16 protein-coding genes are annotated in these 14,859 nt (G+C 68.4%); 6 read left to right on the forward strand and 10 right to left on the reverse strand.

The window, feature by feature from the left end; translation table 11 throughout:
- Positions 1-314 precede the first annotated feature (314 nt).
- Entirely contained in the window at positions 315-992 is a 678-nt protein-coding gene (locus PSV23_RS14395; RefSeq protein ID WP_300470216.1) for a Mov34/MPN/PAD-1 family protein, read from the reverse strand.
- Between the two features lie 70 nt (positions 993-1,062).
- Positions 1,063-1,860 carry an enoyl-ACP reductase gene (locus PSV23_RS14400; RefSeq protein ID WP_300470467.1) on the reverse strand — a complete coding sequence of 266 codons (798 nt, stop codon included), beginning with the start codon at positions 1,858-1,860 and terminating at the stop codon, positions 1,063-1,065.
- A 193-nt stretch (positions 1,861-2,053) separates the two neighbouring features.
- Between PSV23_RS14400 and PSV23_RS14405 the strand changes: the two genes are divergently transcribed.
- A complete protein-coding gene (locus tag PSV23_RS14405; RefSeq protein ID WP_300470217.1) occupies positions 2,054-4,135 on the forward strand; it encodes a DNA/RNA non-specific endonuclease in 2,082 nt (693 codons plus the stop codon).
- Positions 4,136-4,139: 4 nt separating this feature from the next.
- On the opposite strand, the gene PSV23_RS14410 is transcribed toward PSV23_RS14405, so the two are convergent.
- Complete coding sequence (locus tag PSV23_RS14410) at positions 4,140-5,333, reverse strand: sodium:proton antiporter (RefSeq protein ID WP_300470219.1); 1,194 nt, start codon at positions 5,331-5,333, stop codon at positions 4,140-4,142.
- Between the two features lie 132 nt (positions 5,334-5,465).
- Between PSV23_RS14410 and PSV23_RS14415 the strand changes: the two genes are divergently transcribed.
- Positions 5,466-5,984, forward strand: a complete 519-nt coding sequence (locus tag PSV23_RS14415) for a hypothetical protein (protein ID WP_300470221.1) — start codon at positions 5,466-5,468, stop codon at positions 5,982-5,984.
- A gap of 9 nt (positions 5,985-5,993) precedes the next feature.
- Here the strand turns inward: PSV23_RS14415 and fabB are convergent, their stop codons facing one another.
- From fabB to PSV23_RS14440, 5 genes are all read right to left on the reverse strand, one after another.
- Positions 5,994-7,223 (reverse strand): beta-ketoacyl-ACP synthase I, encoded by a 1,230-nt coding sequence (gene fabB / locus PSV23_RS14420; RefSeq protein ID WP_300470223.1) that lies wholly within the window; start codon positions 7,221-7,223, stop codon positions 5,994-5,996.
- Between the two features lie 56 nt (positions 7,224-7,279).
- A complete protein-coding gene (fabA, locus tag PSV23_RS14425) occupies positions 7,280-7,813 on the reverse strand; it encodes a 3-hydroxyacyl-[acyl-carrier-protein] dehydratase FabA (RefSeq protein WP_300470225.1) in 534 nt (177 codons plus the stop codon).
- A 137-nt stretch (positions 7,814-7,950) separates the two neighbouring features.
- On the reverse strand, positions 7,951-8,637 hold the full coding sequence (locus tag PSV23_RS14430; RefSeq protein WP_300470227.1) for a Crp/Fnr family transcriptional regulator: 687 nt from the start codon (positions 8,635-8,637) through the stop codon (positions 7,951-7,953).
- Positions 8,638-8,745: 108 nt separating this feature from the next.
- A complete protein-coding gene (locus tag PSV23_RS14435) occupies positions 8,746-8,961 on the reverse strand; it encodes a hypothetical protein (protein ID WP_300470229.1) in 216 nt (71 codons plus the stop codon).
- Positions 8,962-9,063: 102 nt separating this feature from the next.
- Positions 9,064-9,630: an SH3 domain-containing protein gene (locus tag PSV23_RS14440; RefSeq protein ID WP_300470232.1), complete on the reverse strand. Its 567-nt coding sequence runs from the start codon at positions 9,628-9,630 to the stop codon at positions 9,064-9,066.
- Between the two features lie 21 nt (positions 9,631-9,651).
- Between PSV23_RS14440 and PSV23_RS14445 the strand changes: the two genes are divergently transcribed.
- The gene (locus PSV23_RS14445; protein WP_300470234.1) at positions 9,652-10,638 is read left to right on the forward strand and encodes a D-glycerate dehydrogenase; all 987 of its coding nucleotides are present in this window, start codon (positions 9,652-9,654) and stop codon (positions 10,636-10,638) included.
- Positions 10,639-10,641: 3 nt separating this feature from the next.
- Here PSV23_RS14445 and PSV23_RS14450 read toward each other — a convergent pair whose 3' ends face one another.
- Both PSV23_RS14450 and PSV23_RS14455 read right to left on the reverse strand, forming a co-directional pair.
- The gene (locus PSV23_RS14450) at positions 10,642-11,382 is read right to left on the reverse strand and encodes a molybdopterin-synthase adenylyltransferase MoeB (protein WP_300470236.1); all 741 of its coding nucleotides are present in this window, start codon (positions 11,380-11,382) and stop codon (positions 10,642-10,644) included.
- 59 nt (positions 11,383-11,441) lie between these two features.
- Complete coding sequence (locus PSV23_RS14455) at positions 11,442-11,831, reverse strand: BLUF domain-containing protein (RefSeq protein WP_300470238.1); 390 nt, start codon at positions 11,829-11,831, stop codon at positions 11,442-11,444.
- Between the two features lie 143 nt (positions 11,832-11,974).
- Between PSV23_RS14455 and hslV the strand changes: the two genes are divergently transcribed.
- The 3 genes from hslV (at position 11,975) to hslU (ending at position 14,842) form a co-directional block, all read left to right on the forward strand.
- Complete coding sequence (hslV, locus tag PSV23_RS14460) at positions 11,975-12,532, forward strand: ATP-dependent protease subunit HslV (protein ID WP_300470469.1); 558 nt, start codon at positions 11,975-11,977, stop codon at positions 12,530-12,532.
- Between the two features lie 65 nt (positions 12,533-12,597).
- A complete protein-coding gene (locus PSV23_RS14465; protein WP_300470239.1) occupies positions 12,598-13,521 on the forward strand; it encodes a DUF4440 domain-containing protein in 924 nt (307 codons plus the stop codon).
- A 19-nt stretch (positions 13,522-13,540) separates the two neighbouring features.
- A complete protein-coding gene (gene hslU / locus PSV23_RS14470; protein ID WP_300470241.1) occupies positions 13,541-14,842 on the forward strand; it encodes an ATP-dependent protease ATPase subunit HslU in 1,302 nt (433 codons plus the stop codon).
- The last annotated feature ends 17 nt before the right edge of the window (positions 14,843-14,859 follow it).

Genomic DNA, 14,859 nt, shown 5'->3' on the forward strand with positions numbered 1-14,859 from the left:
CCAATGTGTTATAAAGTGCGGGACAGTCTCGCGAGCTTGCCCAGGTGATTTGTCCCGCCTCACCCCGCGCCCCACTAACCCGACGGGCTGCATATTCAATCCAAGGGACGCCGGTAGGCAGCCTTGTCTCCCGGTTCGGAACCGTAAAGAAATCTACCGTCTGCCAATCGCCGGTGATGGCCTCGACCGTCGAATAGCCGCCTTGCGATCGGGCCCCGTTGAATAGAGGCGCCGACGTGGCGGCATCTGCGGCCTGCTGAGCGGTAGCCGACGATGCTGTTCCAAGCGCTATCGCTATGAGGATCCAGTAACGACTAGTTTGAACAAGGTTGGGCATCGGGATTTACCTCGGGGCCAGGATTGCTTTCATCCCCATTCAGATTGGTCTCATTGTAAATTCGAATCTGCAACCGCGCTGGGCCTCCGGGATCCGCCCGCGTTCCCACCATATACAGCCTGAGCGCATGCGGATCACCGCCGGCGTTCTGTATGGTCGAGAAGGCTGCTGGAAAGACATCCGTCTGGTCGGGCCCGGAAGGATAAGGTCCCGATCCAGGATGAGAATGCATCAAACCTATAATGTGAGCCGGATTGATGCCTGTAAAATCCCATCCAACCGTTCCAGCCCCCAGTTCTCCCACAAGCATGTTCCCCGAATAAACAATTCCCGTCGCAGGATCGCGGGCGATTACGATCGAGCGCTCCCGGCCATCCAATAGCGGGTCATCAGCATCCGCTTGCATTCTTCGCAGCCCCTCTGCCGCAGCCGCGTCGGTGTTCCATTCCTTTGCCGTTCCGGGACTAGCGCAAGGATCGACGTAGGTACCCGGGGTCGGGTCCTCGTCACCTACCTCCTGCTGGTGGGTTTCCCCGTCATCCCCTGTGCCCCCACTTCCGCCGGCGCCGGCGGGCCGGGGGAAAAGTCCGCCCTCAGTGCGGCGCTGGCCGGTCACCCAGATGTCGCCCGGATTGGTTGGTGGTTGATCCGTCATCCCGATCTCCTTGCGGAAACAACCTGACATTCAACAACTCACCCCCGTCGAATCACTTATGGTTGATTGGTCAAGCTTCCTCGTCCGCCGCCATGCCCATCATGTGGAAGCCGGCGTCGACGTGGATGACCTCGCCCGTGGTCGAGAAGCCGAGGTCCGAGCACAGCCACAGGGCGGCGCCGGCGACGCCCTCCATCGAGGTGTCCTCCTTCATCGCCGACATGGCCCGGCCCTGGCTGATCATGCCGCGGCCGCCCGAGATGCCGGCCAGCGACAGGGTGCGCATGGCGCCGGCCGAGATGGCGTTGCAACGGATGCCGCGCGGCCCCAGGTCGCGGGCGATGTAGCGGGTCGCCGCCTCCAGCGCCGCCTTGGCCACGCCCATGGTGTTGTAGTTGGGGATGGCCCGTTCCGACCCGAGATAGGTCATGGTCACCAGCGAGCCGCCGTTGGGCATCAGTTTCGAGGCGCGCTTGGCCACGTCGACGAAGCTGAAGGCCGAGATGTTCATGGCCAGCAGGAAGCTGTCGCGGCTGGTGTTGTCGACGAAGCTGCCCTTGAGTTCGTCCTTGTTTGCGAAGGCCACGGAATGGACGACGAAGTCGATCGTGCCGAAGGCCTTTTCCAGCTCGGCGAAGGCGGCGTCCATCGAGGCGTCGTCGGTGACGTCGGCCTGGATCAGCAGTTTGGCGCCGACGCTCTCGGCCAGCGGCCGCACGCGGCGCTCAAGCCCTTCGCCCAGATAGGTGAAGGCCAGTTCGGCGCCCTGGGCCGCCAGCTGGGAGGCGATGCCCCAGGCGATGGAGTTGGCGTTCGCGACCCCCATGATCAGGCCCTTCTTGCCCTTCATGAGTTCGCCGGTCGGCATGTTCCAGCCTTCGGAAGCGGCCATGGGATGCATCTCCATCTTGCGTCGGCCGCTCAGGTCGGGGCCGTTCGGTGTGGCCGGAGGGGTAGCAGCGGCGGCCGCGCGGGGGAAGCCGCGTTGGCGCCCCGGGCCCGCCGCGTTCCCCTTGTCGCAAATCGACGTTATGGTTGTACCGCTTCGACAGGAGGACGGCATGAGGGTCGATCGTCTGAAGGGGGTGGTCGAAACCACCGGGGCCCGCATCGTCCACGAGGTCGCGCCGCCGGCCTCGGGTCGGGCCGCGCCCATGGAGGCCAGGACGGCCGAGGCCGTCGATCTGCTGAAGGCGCGCGTCGACGCCACCGTCCCCGGTCAGCTGGAAACCCCCGAACGGCAGGCGCTGCGCACGCTTCAGCTTCAGGAGGGGGGCCGCAAAGCCTCCCTGTCCGAGCTGGAGCGGACCATCGGCAGCGACGACCTGGTCGACCTCAACTATCTGCTGCGGGGGCTGGACGCGGCGCGGCCGGTGGGGCGGATCACCATACTGGACGGCGGCGGGCGGGCGCTGGGCGACGCCACCGGCTTTCTGATCACGCCGAACCTGCTGCTGACCAACCAGCACGTCTTTCCCGATGCGGCCACGGCCGCCGGATCGCGGGTCGATTTCGACTGCGAGCTGGACAGACTGGGGTTTCCGCGCCCGACGACCACCTTCGCCTTCGATCCGGGCCGGTTCTTCGTCGTCGATCCCGCCCTGGACATGGCCCTGGTCGCGGTCCGCGCCCAGCCGCTGAGGGGCGACGGGCGGCTGTCGGATTTCGGCTGGCTGAGGCTCAGCCCCGAGGTGGGCAAGATCAACGTCGGCGAGGCCATCACCATCATCCAGCACCCCAACGGCCGGACCAAACAGGTGGCGATGCGGGAGAACCGGCTGCTGGACATCACCGCCGACCACCTGACCTATGAGTCCGACACCGCGCCGGGGTCGTCGGGCGCGCCGGTGTTCAACGATTCCTGGCAGGTCGTGGCCCTGCACCATTCGGGCGTGCCGCGTAAGGACGCACAAGGGCGCTGGCTGCTGCAGAACGGCAAGCCGGCGACGGACGATGACGACGACGCCGACATCGACTGGATCGCCAACGAGGGCGTCCGCGCCAGCCGTATCGCCACCACGGCGCTGGCGCTGGCGCCCGCCGGGGCGCTGCGGGGCGAACTGGAAGCCTGCTGTCTGGGCCGGGCCGAGTCCCCGGTCCCGGCGACGGAGCGGTCGATGGCCCCGATGCCCGGGGGCGCGCCCATCAGCCCGTCAGCCGCAGGGCCGGGCGGGTCCACGGTCCTGACCGTGCCGCTGACCATCACCGTCAGCCTCGGCCAGACGACCGGGTCGGCCATCGCCGCGAGCGCGGGCGCGGGAGCCGGCGCGGTCGAGAAGGTGGTCGAGCCCTGGCACGACCCGGACTATCCCTCGCGGACCGGCTACGACCCGCGTTTCCTCGGCGTCTCCGTGCCCTTGCCGACGCTGCGGGACGCCTCGGCGGCCGCGCGGATGCACGACGGCGGGGTGGTCGTGCCCTACCAGAATTTCTCGCTGGTCATGCACAGGGCGCGGCGGCTCTGCCTGTTCACGGCCTCCAACGTCGACGGGTCCCCCACCGCCAAGGAGCCGGATCCGACACAGTCCTACAACCGCGACGCCCTGGGCGGTCTGGGCGAGAACGATTTCGAGCGCTGGTTCCTGGACCCCCGCCTGCCGGCCGACGCCCAGCTGCCGGACCGCTTCTTCGACAAGGACCGCAAGGCCTTCGACAAGGGCCATCTGGTCCGGCGCGAGGAGGTCTGCTGGGGCGCCGACTACGCCCAGGTGCGCCGCGCCAACGGCGACACCTATCACGTCACCAACTGCACCCCGCAGGTGGCCGGCTTCAACCGCTCGAACCGCCGGGGGGTCTGGGGCCTGCTGGAGAATCTGATCGAGGCGCAGGGCCGGGTCGAGCGCTATTCCCTGTTCGCCGGGCCGTTGCTGGCGGCGGATGACCCTGTCTTCGTCGGCGTGGATGACGATGGGCAGACGCAGGTGAAGGTCCCGCGCGCCTACTGGAAGGTGGTGATCGCGCGCGGTCAAACCGGGCTGGAGGCGTTCGGCTTCCTGCTGGAACAGGACCTGACCCAGGTCGCGTTCGAATTCGACGTCGACCCGGTGTGGCGCGCCCGCATGGTCCCGCTGAAGGCGCTGCAGGACCGCATCGGCCTGATCCGCTTCCCCCGGGCGGTGATGCGGGCCGACAAGGGCGTCTGAGGCGTCAGCCCGCCTCGGCCTCGCGCCGCCGCGTCAGCCGCCGCAACAGCGGGGCGGCGGTGACGCCGTGAACCAGGATCGACACCAGGATGATGAAGCCGACGATGGCCCACAGCCGCTCGCTGTCGCCGAACTCGCCGTGGTTCAGGGCATAGGCGATATAATAGACCGAGCCGACGCCGCGGATGCCGAGGAAGGACAACAGCAGCCGCTCGCGCATCGGCTGGCGCGATCCGATCATGGCGATCATTCCCGCCACCGGCCGCACCACGAAGACCACCGCCATGCCGATCAGGGCGTCGGTCCAGGTCAGGGAGACCAGCAGGCCGTTGGCCAGGGCGCCGCCGAACAGCACCAGCAGCAGCATCATCAGCAGGCGTTCGATCTGGTCGGAGAAGTCGTGCATCTCCTGATGAAACTCGTGATCCCTTTCCCATGCGCGCAGGGTCAGGGCGCAGACGAAGACGGCGAGGAAGCCGTAACCGTGCGCCAGCTCCGCCGCGGCGTAGGCCAGCAGGGTCGCCGCCACGGCCACCAGACCGTCGCCGAACCGGGCGGCCGCCTTGCCGCGGCGGAAGACCAGCCGCCCGAACAGCCGGCCGCACAGGACGCCGACGCCGAGGCCCGCCACCAGCTTCCAGCCGACCTTGATCGTGAACCAGTCGGTCAGACCCGGGGTCGTGGCGAGGCCTCCGGCAGCCGCCAGTATGGCCAGATGCACGAAGGGGAAGGCCAGGGCGTCGTTCAGTCCGGCTTCCGAGGTCAGGCCGAAGCGGACCTCGTCCTCGTCGCCCGATTGCGGGGGTCCGACCTGGACGTCGGCGGCCAGCACCGGGTCCGTGGGCGCCATGGCCGCGCCCAGCAGCAGGGCCATGGCCAGGCCGAAGCCGAGGCCGGCCATGCCCAGCCAGGCCACGGTGACAATGGTCAGGGGCATGGCGATGGCCAGCAGCCGCCAGGTCGAGGCCCACCGCCGCCAGCCCAGCGGCCGGTCGAGTTTCAGCCCCGCGCCCATCAGGCTGATGATGACCACCAGCTCGGTAAGCCGCTCGGTCGCCGTGTCCCAGGTGCGCGGGTCGGGGTTGAACGACAGCAGGCCGGTGCTGAACACCACCACGCCCAGGGCCACGCACAGTATGGCCAGGGTCAACGGCAGCTTTTTCAGCCCCGTCGGCGCCCAGGACACCAGCAGGACCACCGCCCCGAGGCCGAGCAGGAACAGGATGTAGGGGTCGAGGGTCAGGTCCGGCTCCCGCGCGTCAGGTTGTGAGGGGTTTCATTACCGGAAAACCCGGTCAGGATGCAGGGAACGCCGAGCGGAGTCATTCGGATGCGCGCCTTGATCCTTCTGTCCGCCCTGGTCGTGTGCGGTTTTGCGGCCCCGGGAGGCGCCATGGCCCAGGCCGGTCCGCCGCCGTTGCGGGTCAAGGTGCTGCTGGCCTCTTCCCCGCATCTCGACGCTACGGCGCGGACCCGACACGAGGCCATGCTGCAGAGCCTGTCGGCGGGCGGGTCGTCCGGCGGCTGGTTCGAACTTCTGCCGACCGGGCTGGACCTTGCCGAGTTCGAGCACTGCACCATCTCGGCCCAGGACACCCGCACCTGCGCCAGCCGCCAGTTGGCCGAACAAGGGGCGACGGGCGCGACCATCGTCGTCCTCGCCGGCGGCGCGGGGGAGCGCGCAAGCTGGATCTGCGTGGGGACGGGCCCGCAGCCGTCCAGCCCCGACCGGCAGTTCATCCGCTTCGACCTGAACGCGGCGCTCGACACCGCATCTCCAAAACGCATGGGGACCCGCGCGGCGGCGGCTGGCTGCATCACCAGCGCGGGCGCCGAGAGCGGCTGGTAGAGCCGCCGGTCAGACCTTGCTGAGGATCAGCGTCCCGTTGGTCCCGCCGAAGCCGAAGCTGTTGGACATGACGTGCTTCAGTTCGCCGTCGTGGCGCTTCCTGAGGATCGGCATGCCCTCGAACTCGGGGTCGAGGTTTTCGATATGGGCGCTCTCGGCGGCGAAGCCGTGCTTCATCATCAGCAGGCAGTAGATGGCCTCCTGCGCCCCCGCGGCGCCCAGCGAATGGCCCGTCAGCGACTTGGTCGAGGAGATCATCGGCATCTGGTCGCCGAAGACGTTGCGCACCGCGCCCATCTCCTTGGAGTCGCCCACGGGCGTGGAGGTGCCGTGCGGGTTCAGATAGTCGATCTTCGGGTTGCCGGCCATGTCGAGCGCCAGCTTCATGCAGCGCTCGGCGCCCTCGCCCGAGGGGGCGACCATGTCGTAGCCGTCGGAATTGGCGCCGTAGCCGGTGACCTCGGCGTAGATGGTCGCGCCGCGCGCCACGGCCCGTTCATATTCTTCCAGCACCACGATGCCGGCCCCGCCGGCGATGACGAAGCCGTCGCGGTCCTTGTCATAGGCGCGGCTGGCGACCGAGGGAGTCTCGTTGAAGTTGGACGACATGGCGCCCATGGCGTCGAACATGTTGGACATCGACCAGTCGATGTCCTCGCAGCCGCCGGCGAAGACCACGTCCTGCTTGCCCCAGGCGATCTGCTCCGCGCCCGCGCCGATGCAGTGGGCGCTGGTCGCGCAGGCCGAGGAGATGGAATAGTTGATCCCCTTGAGCTGGAACCAGGTGGCCAGAACGGCCGAGGGGCCGGAGGCCATGGCCTTGGGCACGGCGAACGGGCCAATGCGCTTGGGCGAGTTTTTCTCGATCGTGGTGGCCGCGGCCTGAAGGATGATCTGGGTCGAGGGGCCGCCCTCGCCGACGATCAGGCCGATGCGCTCGGACTGGATCTCCTCGGCGGTCATGCCGGAATCCTTCAGCGCCTCCTCGAAGGCGATGTGGCCCCAGGCGGTGCCGTTGGCGAGGAAGCGGGCGGCGCGGCGGTCGACCAGCGGGGCCCAGTCCTCGGCTGTCACGCCCAGCGCCGGCGGGGCCCAGACCTGCGAGCGGAAGCCGTATTTGATGTGGTCCGGCGCGGCCACGACGCCCGAACGCGCCTCGCGCAGCGAGGCCGTGACCTCCTCCTGGCCCGTGCCGATGGAAGAGACGATACCCAGGCCGGTGACGACGACACGCCGCATGATGGTTTCCTTCTTGAACTCGGTTCGCCGCGTTGGCCGCGATCTTGAATTGACGGTTAGCCGCCGACGGGTTCCGTCGCGCCGAACAGGCCGACCCGCATGTCGGCCGCCGTATAGATGGGGACGCCGTCGGCTTCGAGCACCCCGTCGGCGATGCCCATGACCAGGCGGCGGTTGATGACCCGCTTCAGCTCGATCTTGTAGACGACCTTCTTGATGTCCGGGGTCACCTGGCCGGTGAATTTGACCTCTCCGACGCCGAGCGCCCGGCCGCGTCCGGGTCCGCCGATCCAGCCGAGGTAGAAACCGACCAGCTGCCACATGGCGTCCAGGCCCAGACAGCCCGGCATCACGGGGTCGCCGATGAAGTGGCACTGGAAGAACCAGAGGTCCGGATGGATATCCAGCTCGGCCTCGACATAACCCTTGCCGTGGGAGCCGCCGTCGCCGTTGATCTGCGTGATCCGGTCGAACATCAGCATCGGCGGGGCCGGAAGCTTGGCGTTGCCCGGACCGAACAGATCGCCCCGGCCGGCCGCCAGCAGGGCTTCATAGTCGAACGACGACGACGGATGTTGGGTCTGGCTCAACGCGGCGCTCTCTTGCTGGAGCCCGGCCCGCTTGCGCGGCCTTTGGCCCGGTGTCGCCGTGGAGGTACACGACGCGAACCGGACGCTCAATGTTTTAGAGGCGGGGTTTGAGAGGGCGGGATTCCGGAGGCTGGGCCTCAGACCAGTTGGTCCGGCACGGGCGTGGGGCCGGCGCGATAGCATTCGCAGGCCACGCGTTCCAGCGCCGTGCGGTCGGTGATCGTGACCTTGCCGCGCGAATAGGTGATGGCCCCCGCCTTCTGCAGGGTCTGGGCCGCCTCGTTCACCGTGGTGCGCTGCGAACCCAGCATCGAGGCGAGATATTCCTGCGTCAGGTTCAGAGTGTCGCCCTCGACCCGGTCGTGGCAGCGCAACAGCCATTTGGCGAACCGCTGGTCGGCGCGGTGCAGGGCGTTGCAGGCCGCGGACTGTTCGAGCTCGTTCTGGACCGCGACGGCGTAGTCCGCCAGCACGGTGCGCAGGCCCGGCCGTTCGTTCATCAGCGCGCGCAGGCGAACGGCCTCGACGCGGCGGGCGCTGCCCGCCGCCTGGGCGGCCAGGCGGGAATAGGTGTGGGCCGAGGCCGCGGCCGCGGCCGGACTGGTGACCCCCTCGGAGCCGACCATATAGGCCTCGACAGTGCGTCCATCCTCCATCACCGCCATCGCGGAGATGATGCCGGTGTCGACGAAATACAGGTGGGTGACGAGGTCGCCGGCCTCGCAAAAGACGTGGCCCAGCGAGAAATCATGGGGCGTCGCCGCCGCGGTCAGCGCGTCACGATCTTCTGGAGTCAGTTGCGCAATCAAATGGTTGCGAAGCATGGCCGGAGGCATCTTCGCCGCTTAGGGGAAGCCGGAATGATCCGTCCGTCGAAATCCGACTTTTACGGAACGTCGCGCTGGCCCGCCCTTGTTCTAGCACGTCGCGGACTACGGGTTCCCATGCCAAATAGCCGGATCGGCGGGTCGCTCGAGACGCAGGACCATGCGGTCGCCGTCGAACACCTCGACCCCGCTGCATGTGCCGTGCTGGCCCAGCTGGCGTCCCGCGTTGCGCGCCGCCTCGCCGTCGTCGGCGCATTCGATGAAGTCGAGCGCCGGCGAACGGCCCCGACGGTCGAAAAACAGAAACTGGTAGGTACGCATTGGACGGACCTCCCCCATACGGACGACATGACGTCAGCCGTCCGGCATCCTTATGTCGGCTGCTGGACCTTGTCGAAACACAGCTGCGCGACTGTGACGCTTCTAGCGGCCCCGTCCCGCCGGCCGCGAGGCGCTGCACAGCGCCCGCTCCTGGGCGCCGAAGACCGCCGTCTGGCGGACCCAGCCCCGCAGGCGGCGTACGCGGACCTCGCACCAGCCGTCCTCGCAATTGTCCATCGAGGCCAGGGCGTGGGGGCTCAGGCGGGCCCGTACGGCCGCCGTGTCCGAACGGCCGGCGCGGATCGGGATTTCGGCGTCCGAGGCGTTCAGCAAACTGCGGCGGCTGGACACCACGCTGCGATGGACCCAGGCGACCGCGCCCTCGGGGTCGCAGATCTTGCGCCATTCCGTCGTCTCGGCGACGACCTGAACCGGCAGGCCCGAGGCCCGGTATTCCCACAGGATGCGGTAATCCAGTCCGGGGCCGAAGCGGGCCCGGACCTCGGACGACTTCAGCGACAGCCAGCGCGGCACCGGCTGACCGCTGGGCGTCGGCCGTCCGTCGGGCATGGTCTGGCCCGCGCCGGCGATCACGCCGGCGCCGAGAACCGCCGCGATGACAGCCAGCCTTTGGAGGCGGGAGCGAGCTTTGCTAGACACCGTCTGCATCCGTGAAATCCAAGGCTTCGAATGTCAGCGCCCCGGCTTAAGGTCGTATTAACCAGACGCCTTCCGGACGCGGTCGAAATCCGCGCGCGCGAGCTGTTCGACGCCGAACTGAACCTGACCGACCGTCCGATGGACCGGGCGGCGCTGGAGGCGGCCGTCCAGCGCGCCGACGTGCTGGTCCCCACCATCACCGACGTGATCGACGCCGATCTCATCTCGAAGGCCGGCGACCAGCTGAAGATGATCGCCAATTTCGGCGCGGGCGTGGACCATATCGACATCGACGCCGCCGTGGCGCGCGGGATCATCGTCACCAACACGCCCGGAGTCCTGACCGAGGACACCGCCGACCTGGCCATGGCCCTGATCCTCGCGGTCAGCCGGCGCATCGTCGAGGGGGCCCAGGTGGTGGCCGCGGGCGGGTTCGAGGGCTGGACCCCGACCTGGATGTGCGGGCGCAAACTGTGGGGCAAGCGGCTGGGCATCGTCGGCATGGGCCGCATCGGCCAGGCCCTGGCCCGGCGCGCGAAGGCGTTCGGGATGCAGGTCCACTATCACAACCGCAAACCCGTCCCGGCCATGATCGCCGAGGAGCTGGGGGCGACATACTGGGACGATCTGGACCAGATGCTGGCGCGGATGGACCTGATCTCGCTGAACTGCCCGGCGACGAAGGACACCCATCATCTGCTGTCGGCCGAACGGCTGGCCCGGCTGCAGCCGCACGCCATCCTGATCAACACCGCCCGCGGCGAGCTGATCGACGAGGCGGCCCTGGCCGAGGCGGTGGCGCGCCGCGCGATCGCCGGCGTCGGGCTAGACGTCTATGAGCACGAGCCCGCCATCCATCCCGGCCTGCTGAATCACGCCAATGTCGTTCTGCTGCCCCACCTGGGCTCGGCGACCCTGGAGGCGCGTCAGGACATGGGCGACCGGGTCATCGCCAACATCCTGACCTACCAGAACGGCCACCGCCCCGCCGACCGGGTCATTCCGGCCATGCTCTAGGTCTCAGCCGTTCGCGCAAACCGGACAGTGCGGATCGGCGGCGATCCGCGCCACCCGGGATGAGCCGGCCAGACCGTCGTAGATCAGCAGGCGGCCCGTCAGGGGCTCGCCCGCGCCGGTGATCAGCTTGATCGTCTCCAGCGCGGCCATCGAGCCCACGACCCCGGCCAGGGCCCCGATCACCCCGACGCGGGCGCAGGTCTCGGCGTCGGGCGGGACCCCGGGCGTCAGACAGCGGTAGCAGGGACGGCCCCGGAATACGCCGACCTGCCCGCTCCAGCGACCCAGGGCGCCCGACACCAGCTGAACGCCCGCCGCGACGCAGGCGGCGTTGACGGCGAAGCGCGTGGGAAAGTCGTCGGTGCCGTCGATGACGACGTCGCAACCCTTGATCAGGCGCGCGGCGTTGGCGCCGGTCAGCCGCTCCGCGACCGGCTCGATATGGACATGAGGATTGAGAGCGGTCAGGGCGTCGGCGCCTGCCTCGACCTTGGCGCGCCCGATGTCTGATGTGGCGAAGGATACCTGGCGCTGCAGGTTGGACAGCGCCACCGCGTCGTCGTCGATCAGCCGAACGGCCCCGACACCGGCCGCGGCCAGATACAGGGCCGCGGGCCCGCCGACCCCGCCCATGCCCACGACAGCGACGCGGGCGGCCTTCAGCCGTTGCTGACCGGGACCACCCACCTCGGAAAGGACCAGATGGCGGGCGTAGCGTTCGATTTCATCGTCGGAAAAGCTCACCCCTCTCCGTTAGGCCGTGATCGGCCCGACGTCACGGGTTGACGTCACGAGGATTGGCGTCACGCCGCCGTGCGATACTCGAGTATGGCCTGGGCCTCGTTCGCCGTGATGCTCGACAGGCAGCTCAGACCCAGTCGCCCGAGCAGGGTGGCGGGATCGGAGCACAGCCCCATGGGTTCGGCGAGCATGCGCGCGGCGACCGGCGTGTCGACGAGAATCCGGTGACCCGAATGGCGAGGATCGACCAGTAGCCGGCGCATCAGGCGGTCGATGTCGGTGCGCGCCCCCTCGATGACCTGAAGGATATGCCCCTGATGGAACATCACGCAGCTGGTGATGTGGTCGCGCCGGTTATTCCGTTCGGCATGGCCCAGAATCTGGGCGACAGACAGGGTCGACACGCCGGTCGCGCCGACCGCTTCGCTGGAATAGATAACGCGATGAAGCACGATATTTGCTCCGACTACCTGAATGTCTGGAATGGATGTTCAAATTTACCGGGTTACATAGGCTAAAACGTGACATGTTCTCGTTGTTGTATTTGCTCGACTTCCGGCTTGCCCCGCCGCATTTCGGTCGCCATGTCTGGGGCATGACAAACGCGAACCCTTCCTTCCCCGACTGGCACGGCACCACCATTCTGGCGGTCCGAAAGGACGGCCGCACCGTGATCGCGGGCGACGGCCAGGTCTCCATGGGCCCCACCATCGTCAAGGGCGCGGCGCGCAAGGTCCGCGTCCTGGCCGGCGGCAAGGTGCTGGCGGGCTTCGCCGGAGCCACCGCCGACGCCTTCACCCTGATCGAGCGGCTGGAAGCCAAGCTGGAGCAGTATCCCGACCAGCTGGCCCGCGCCTGCGTCGACCTGGCCAAGGACTGGCGCACCGACCGTTATCTGCGCCGGCTGGAAGCCATGCTGCTGGTGGCGGACAAGACCTCGATCTTCACCGTCACCGGGGTCGGCGACGTGCTGGAGCCGGAACATGGGGTGGCGGCGGTCGGGTCTGGCGGCAATTTCGCCCTCTCGGCCGCCCGCGCGCTGATCGACCATACCGAGCTGGACGCCGAACAGATCGCGCGCCGGGCCATGGCGATCGCCGCCGACATCTGCGTCTACACCAACGGCAATCTGACGGTTGAGGCGCTGGACTGATCTTTCCGCGATTTAACGGGACAGGTCCGCGCTTATGGCGATGAATGGCGGCGGGAGATCTGCTCATGCGCATGTTCGTCATCACCGCAATCATCGCCGCCGCTTCGCCCGCCGTCGCCCGGACGCCTGACGCCGCGCCCGTCGTGGCGGCCGAACGGGGCTTCGCGGCGGACGCGCCCTCGATGGGTATCGCCGGCAGTTTCAACAAATGGTCGACACCGGACGCCATCGTGATCGGCGGCGGACAGGTGCTGCGGATCGGAGAGGCCTATCCCGACGGCCCTCGTCCCGCTGACGAGCCACTGCTGGAATGGTGGCCGAATTTCGCGGGCATCTCGCGCTCGGGCGACATGGGCTTCACCACCGGCGGGGTGCAGGTCGGCGGACGCCGGACGGGGCACTATTTCACCGTCTGGAAGCGCCAGCCCGACGGCTCGTGGAAATGGGTCTACGACGGCGGCTCGGGGGCCAGCGCCGCGGACGTGCCGGGCCCGGACAGCGAGCCGGTCATCCTGCCGGCAGCCCCTCTTCCCGGCACCTATCGGAACCCGGCTCTGGACGTGGAAGGCATGACCCCGGCGCTGCCTTCCGAGGCCGCGATGGCGGCCGTTCAGGACGAGGAAGCCGCGCTGGCGGCCAAGGCGGCGGCCGACCAGAAGGAGGCCCATCTGCGCGTACTGGCTGACAACGGGCGGCTGTACGTCGCGCCCCTGCCGCCGGCGATCGGGCGCGGCGCCTTTGCGGAAGCCTTGTCGGGCTGGCCGGCGACGTTCGAGTTCGGGCGCACCGAAGGCGGCGGAGCGTCGCAGGCAGGCGACATGGTCTGGACCTACGGGCCCGCGAGCTGGACCCGTGACGGTCAACCCCGGCGGGGCCACTACGTCCGCATGTGGCAGCGGCAGGCCGATGGCTGGAAGATCGTTCTGGCCCAGCTGATCCCGGCCCCTCCCCCGCCGCCGGCGCCGCCACCCCCTCCCGCTGCGGGCTGAGCCGCCCTATCTGCTTTCCATGACCGACCTCTCCCCCCGCGAAATCGTTTCCGAACTCGACCGTTTCATCGTCGGCCAGGACGACGCCAAGCGCGCCGTCGCCGTGGCCCTGCGCAACCGCTGGCGCCGCAAGCGCGTGCCCGACGAGCTGCGCGACGAGGTGACGCCCAAGAACATCCTGATGATCGGCCCCACCGGCGTCGGCAAGACCGAGATCGCCCGGCGCCTGGCCCGACTGGCCGGATCGCCCTTCCTCAAGGTCGAGGCCACCAAATTCACCGAGGTCGGCTATGTCGGCCGCGACGTCGATCAGATCATGCGCGACCTGGTCGAGGCGGCTCTGGTCATGGTCCGCGACAAACGGCGGGCGGGCGTCAAGGCCGCGGCCGAGGGCCTGGCCGAGGAACGGATCCTCGACGCCCTGGTCGGACCGGGCTCCCAGCCGGCCACGCGGGAAAGCTTCCGCAAGAAACTGCGGGCCGGCGAGATGGACGACAAGGAGATCGAAATCACCCTGGCCGACACGGCCTCGCCCATGCAGGGGCTGGACCTCCCCGGCGGCGGCAATGTCGGCATGATCAATCTGTCGGAAATGCTGGGCAAGCTGGGCGGCGGGCGCACCAAGACGGCCAGACTCACTGTCCGCGACGCCGTCGGGCCCCTGACGACAGAGGAAAGCGACAAGCTGCTGGATCAGGAAAGCCTGACCACCGAGGCGATGGCGCTGGCCGAGAACGAAGGCATCGTCTTCATCGACGAGATCGACAAGGTGGCGGGCCGCTCGGACCGCTCGGGCGGCGACGTGTCCCGCGAGGGCGTGCAGCGCGATCTGCTGCCGCTGATCGAGGGCACGACGGTCTCGACGAAATACGGGCCCGTGAAGTCGGACCATGTGCTGTTCATCGCCTCGGGCGCCTTCCACGTCGCCAAGCCGTCGGACCTGCTGCCGGAACTTCAGGGCCGGCTGCCGATCCGGGTCGAGCTGAAGGCCCTGACGCGCGACGACTTCGTGCGCATCCTGACCGAGCCAGAGGCCAATCTGATCCGCCAGAACCAGGCCCTGCTGGCCACCGAGAACGTCACCCTGACCTTCACCCCGGACGCGGTCGAGGCCATGGCGGACGCGGCGGTGGCGGCGAACGGCGCGGTCGAGAATATCGGCGCCCGGCGGCTGGTGACGGTGATCGAGCGGGTGCTGGAGGAAACCAGCTTCAAGGCTTCGGACCTGACCGGCCAGACCGTGGCGTTCGACGGCCCCAGGGTGCGCGACCTCGTCGGCGATCTGGCGCGGGACGCCGATTTGAGCCGGTTTATCCTGTAGGGGCCGCCACCGGCGGC

It is taken from the genome of Brevundimonas sp., from assembly GCF_029946145.1.
In the GTDB taxonomy this organism is placed as follows: Bacteria; Pseudomonadota; Alphaproteobacteria; order Caulobacterales; family Caulobacteraceae; genus Brevundimonas.

Excerpts from the sequence above, each read along its gene's own strand:
- PSV23_RS14395 (WP_300470216.1), bottom strand. The coding sequence starts at position 992 with ATGACGGATCAACCACCAACCAATCCGGGCGACATCTGGGTGACCGGC.
- PSV23_RS14400 (WP_300470467.1), bottom strand. The coding sequence starts at position 1,860 with ATGCCGACCGGCGAACTCATGAAGGGCAAGAAGGGCCTGATCATGGGG.
- PSV23_RS14405 (WP_300470217.1), top strand. The coding sequence starts at position 2,054 with ATGAGGGTCGATCGTCTGAAGGGGGTGGTCGAAACCACCGGGGCCCGC.
- PSV23_RS14415 (WP_300470221.1), top strand. The coding sequence starts at position 5,466 with ATGCGCGCCTTGATCCTTCTGTCCGCCCTGGTCGTGTGCGGTTTTGCG.
- fabB (WP_300470223.1), bottom strand. The coding sequence starts at position 7,223 with ATGCGGCGTGTCGTCGTCACCGGCCTGGGTATCGTCTCTTCCATCGGC.
- PSV23_RS14430 (WP_300470227.1), bottom strand. The coding sequence starts at position 8,637 with ATGCTTCGCAACCATTTGATTGCGCAACTGACTCCAGAAGATCGTGAC.
- PSV23_RS14435 (WP_300470229.1), bottom strand. The coding sequence starts at position 8,961 with ATGCGTACCTACCAGTTTCTGTTTTTCGACCGTCGGGGCCGTTCGCCG.
- PSV23_RS14440 (WP_300470232.1), bottom strand. The coding sequence starts at position 9,630 with ATGCAGACGGTGTCTAGCAAAGCTCGCTCCCGCCTCCAAAGGCTGGCT.
- PSV23_RS14445 (WP_300470234.1), top strand. The coding sequence starts at position 9,652 with ATGTCAGCGCCCCGGCTTAAGGTCGTATTAACCAGACGCCTTCCGGAC.
- hslV (WP_300470469.1), top strand. The coding sequence starts at position 11,975 with ATGACAAACGCGAACCCTTCCTTCCCCGACTGGCACGGCACCACCATT.
- PSV23_RS14465 (WP_300470239.1), top strand. The coding sequence starts at position 12,598 with ATGCGCATGTTCGTCATCACCGCAATCATCGCCGCCGCTTCGCCCGCC.
- hslU (WP_300470241.1), top strand. The coding sequence starts at position 13,541 with ATGACCGACCTCTCCCCCCGCGAAATCGTTTCCGAACTCGACCGTTTC.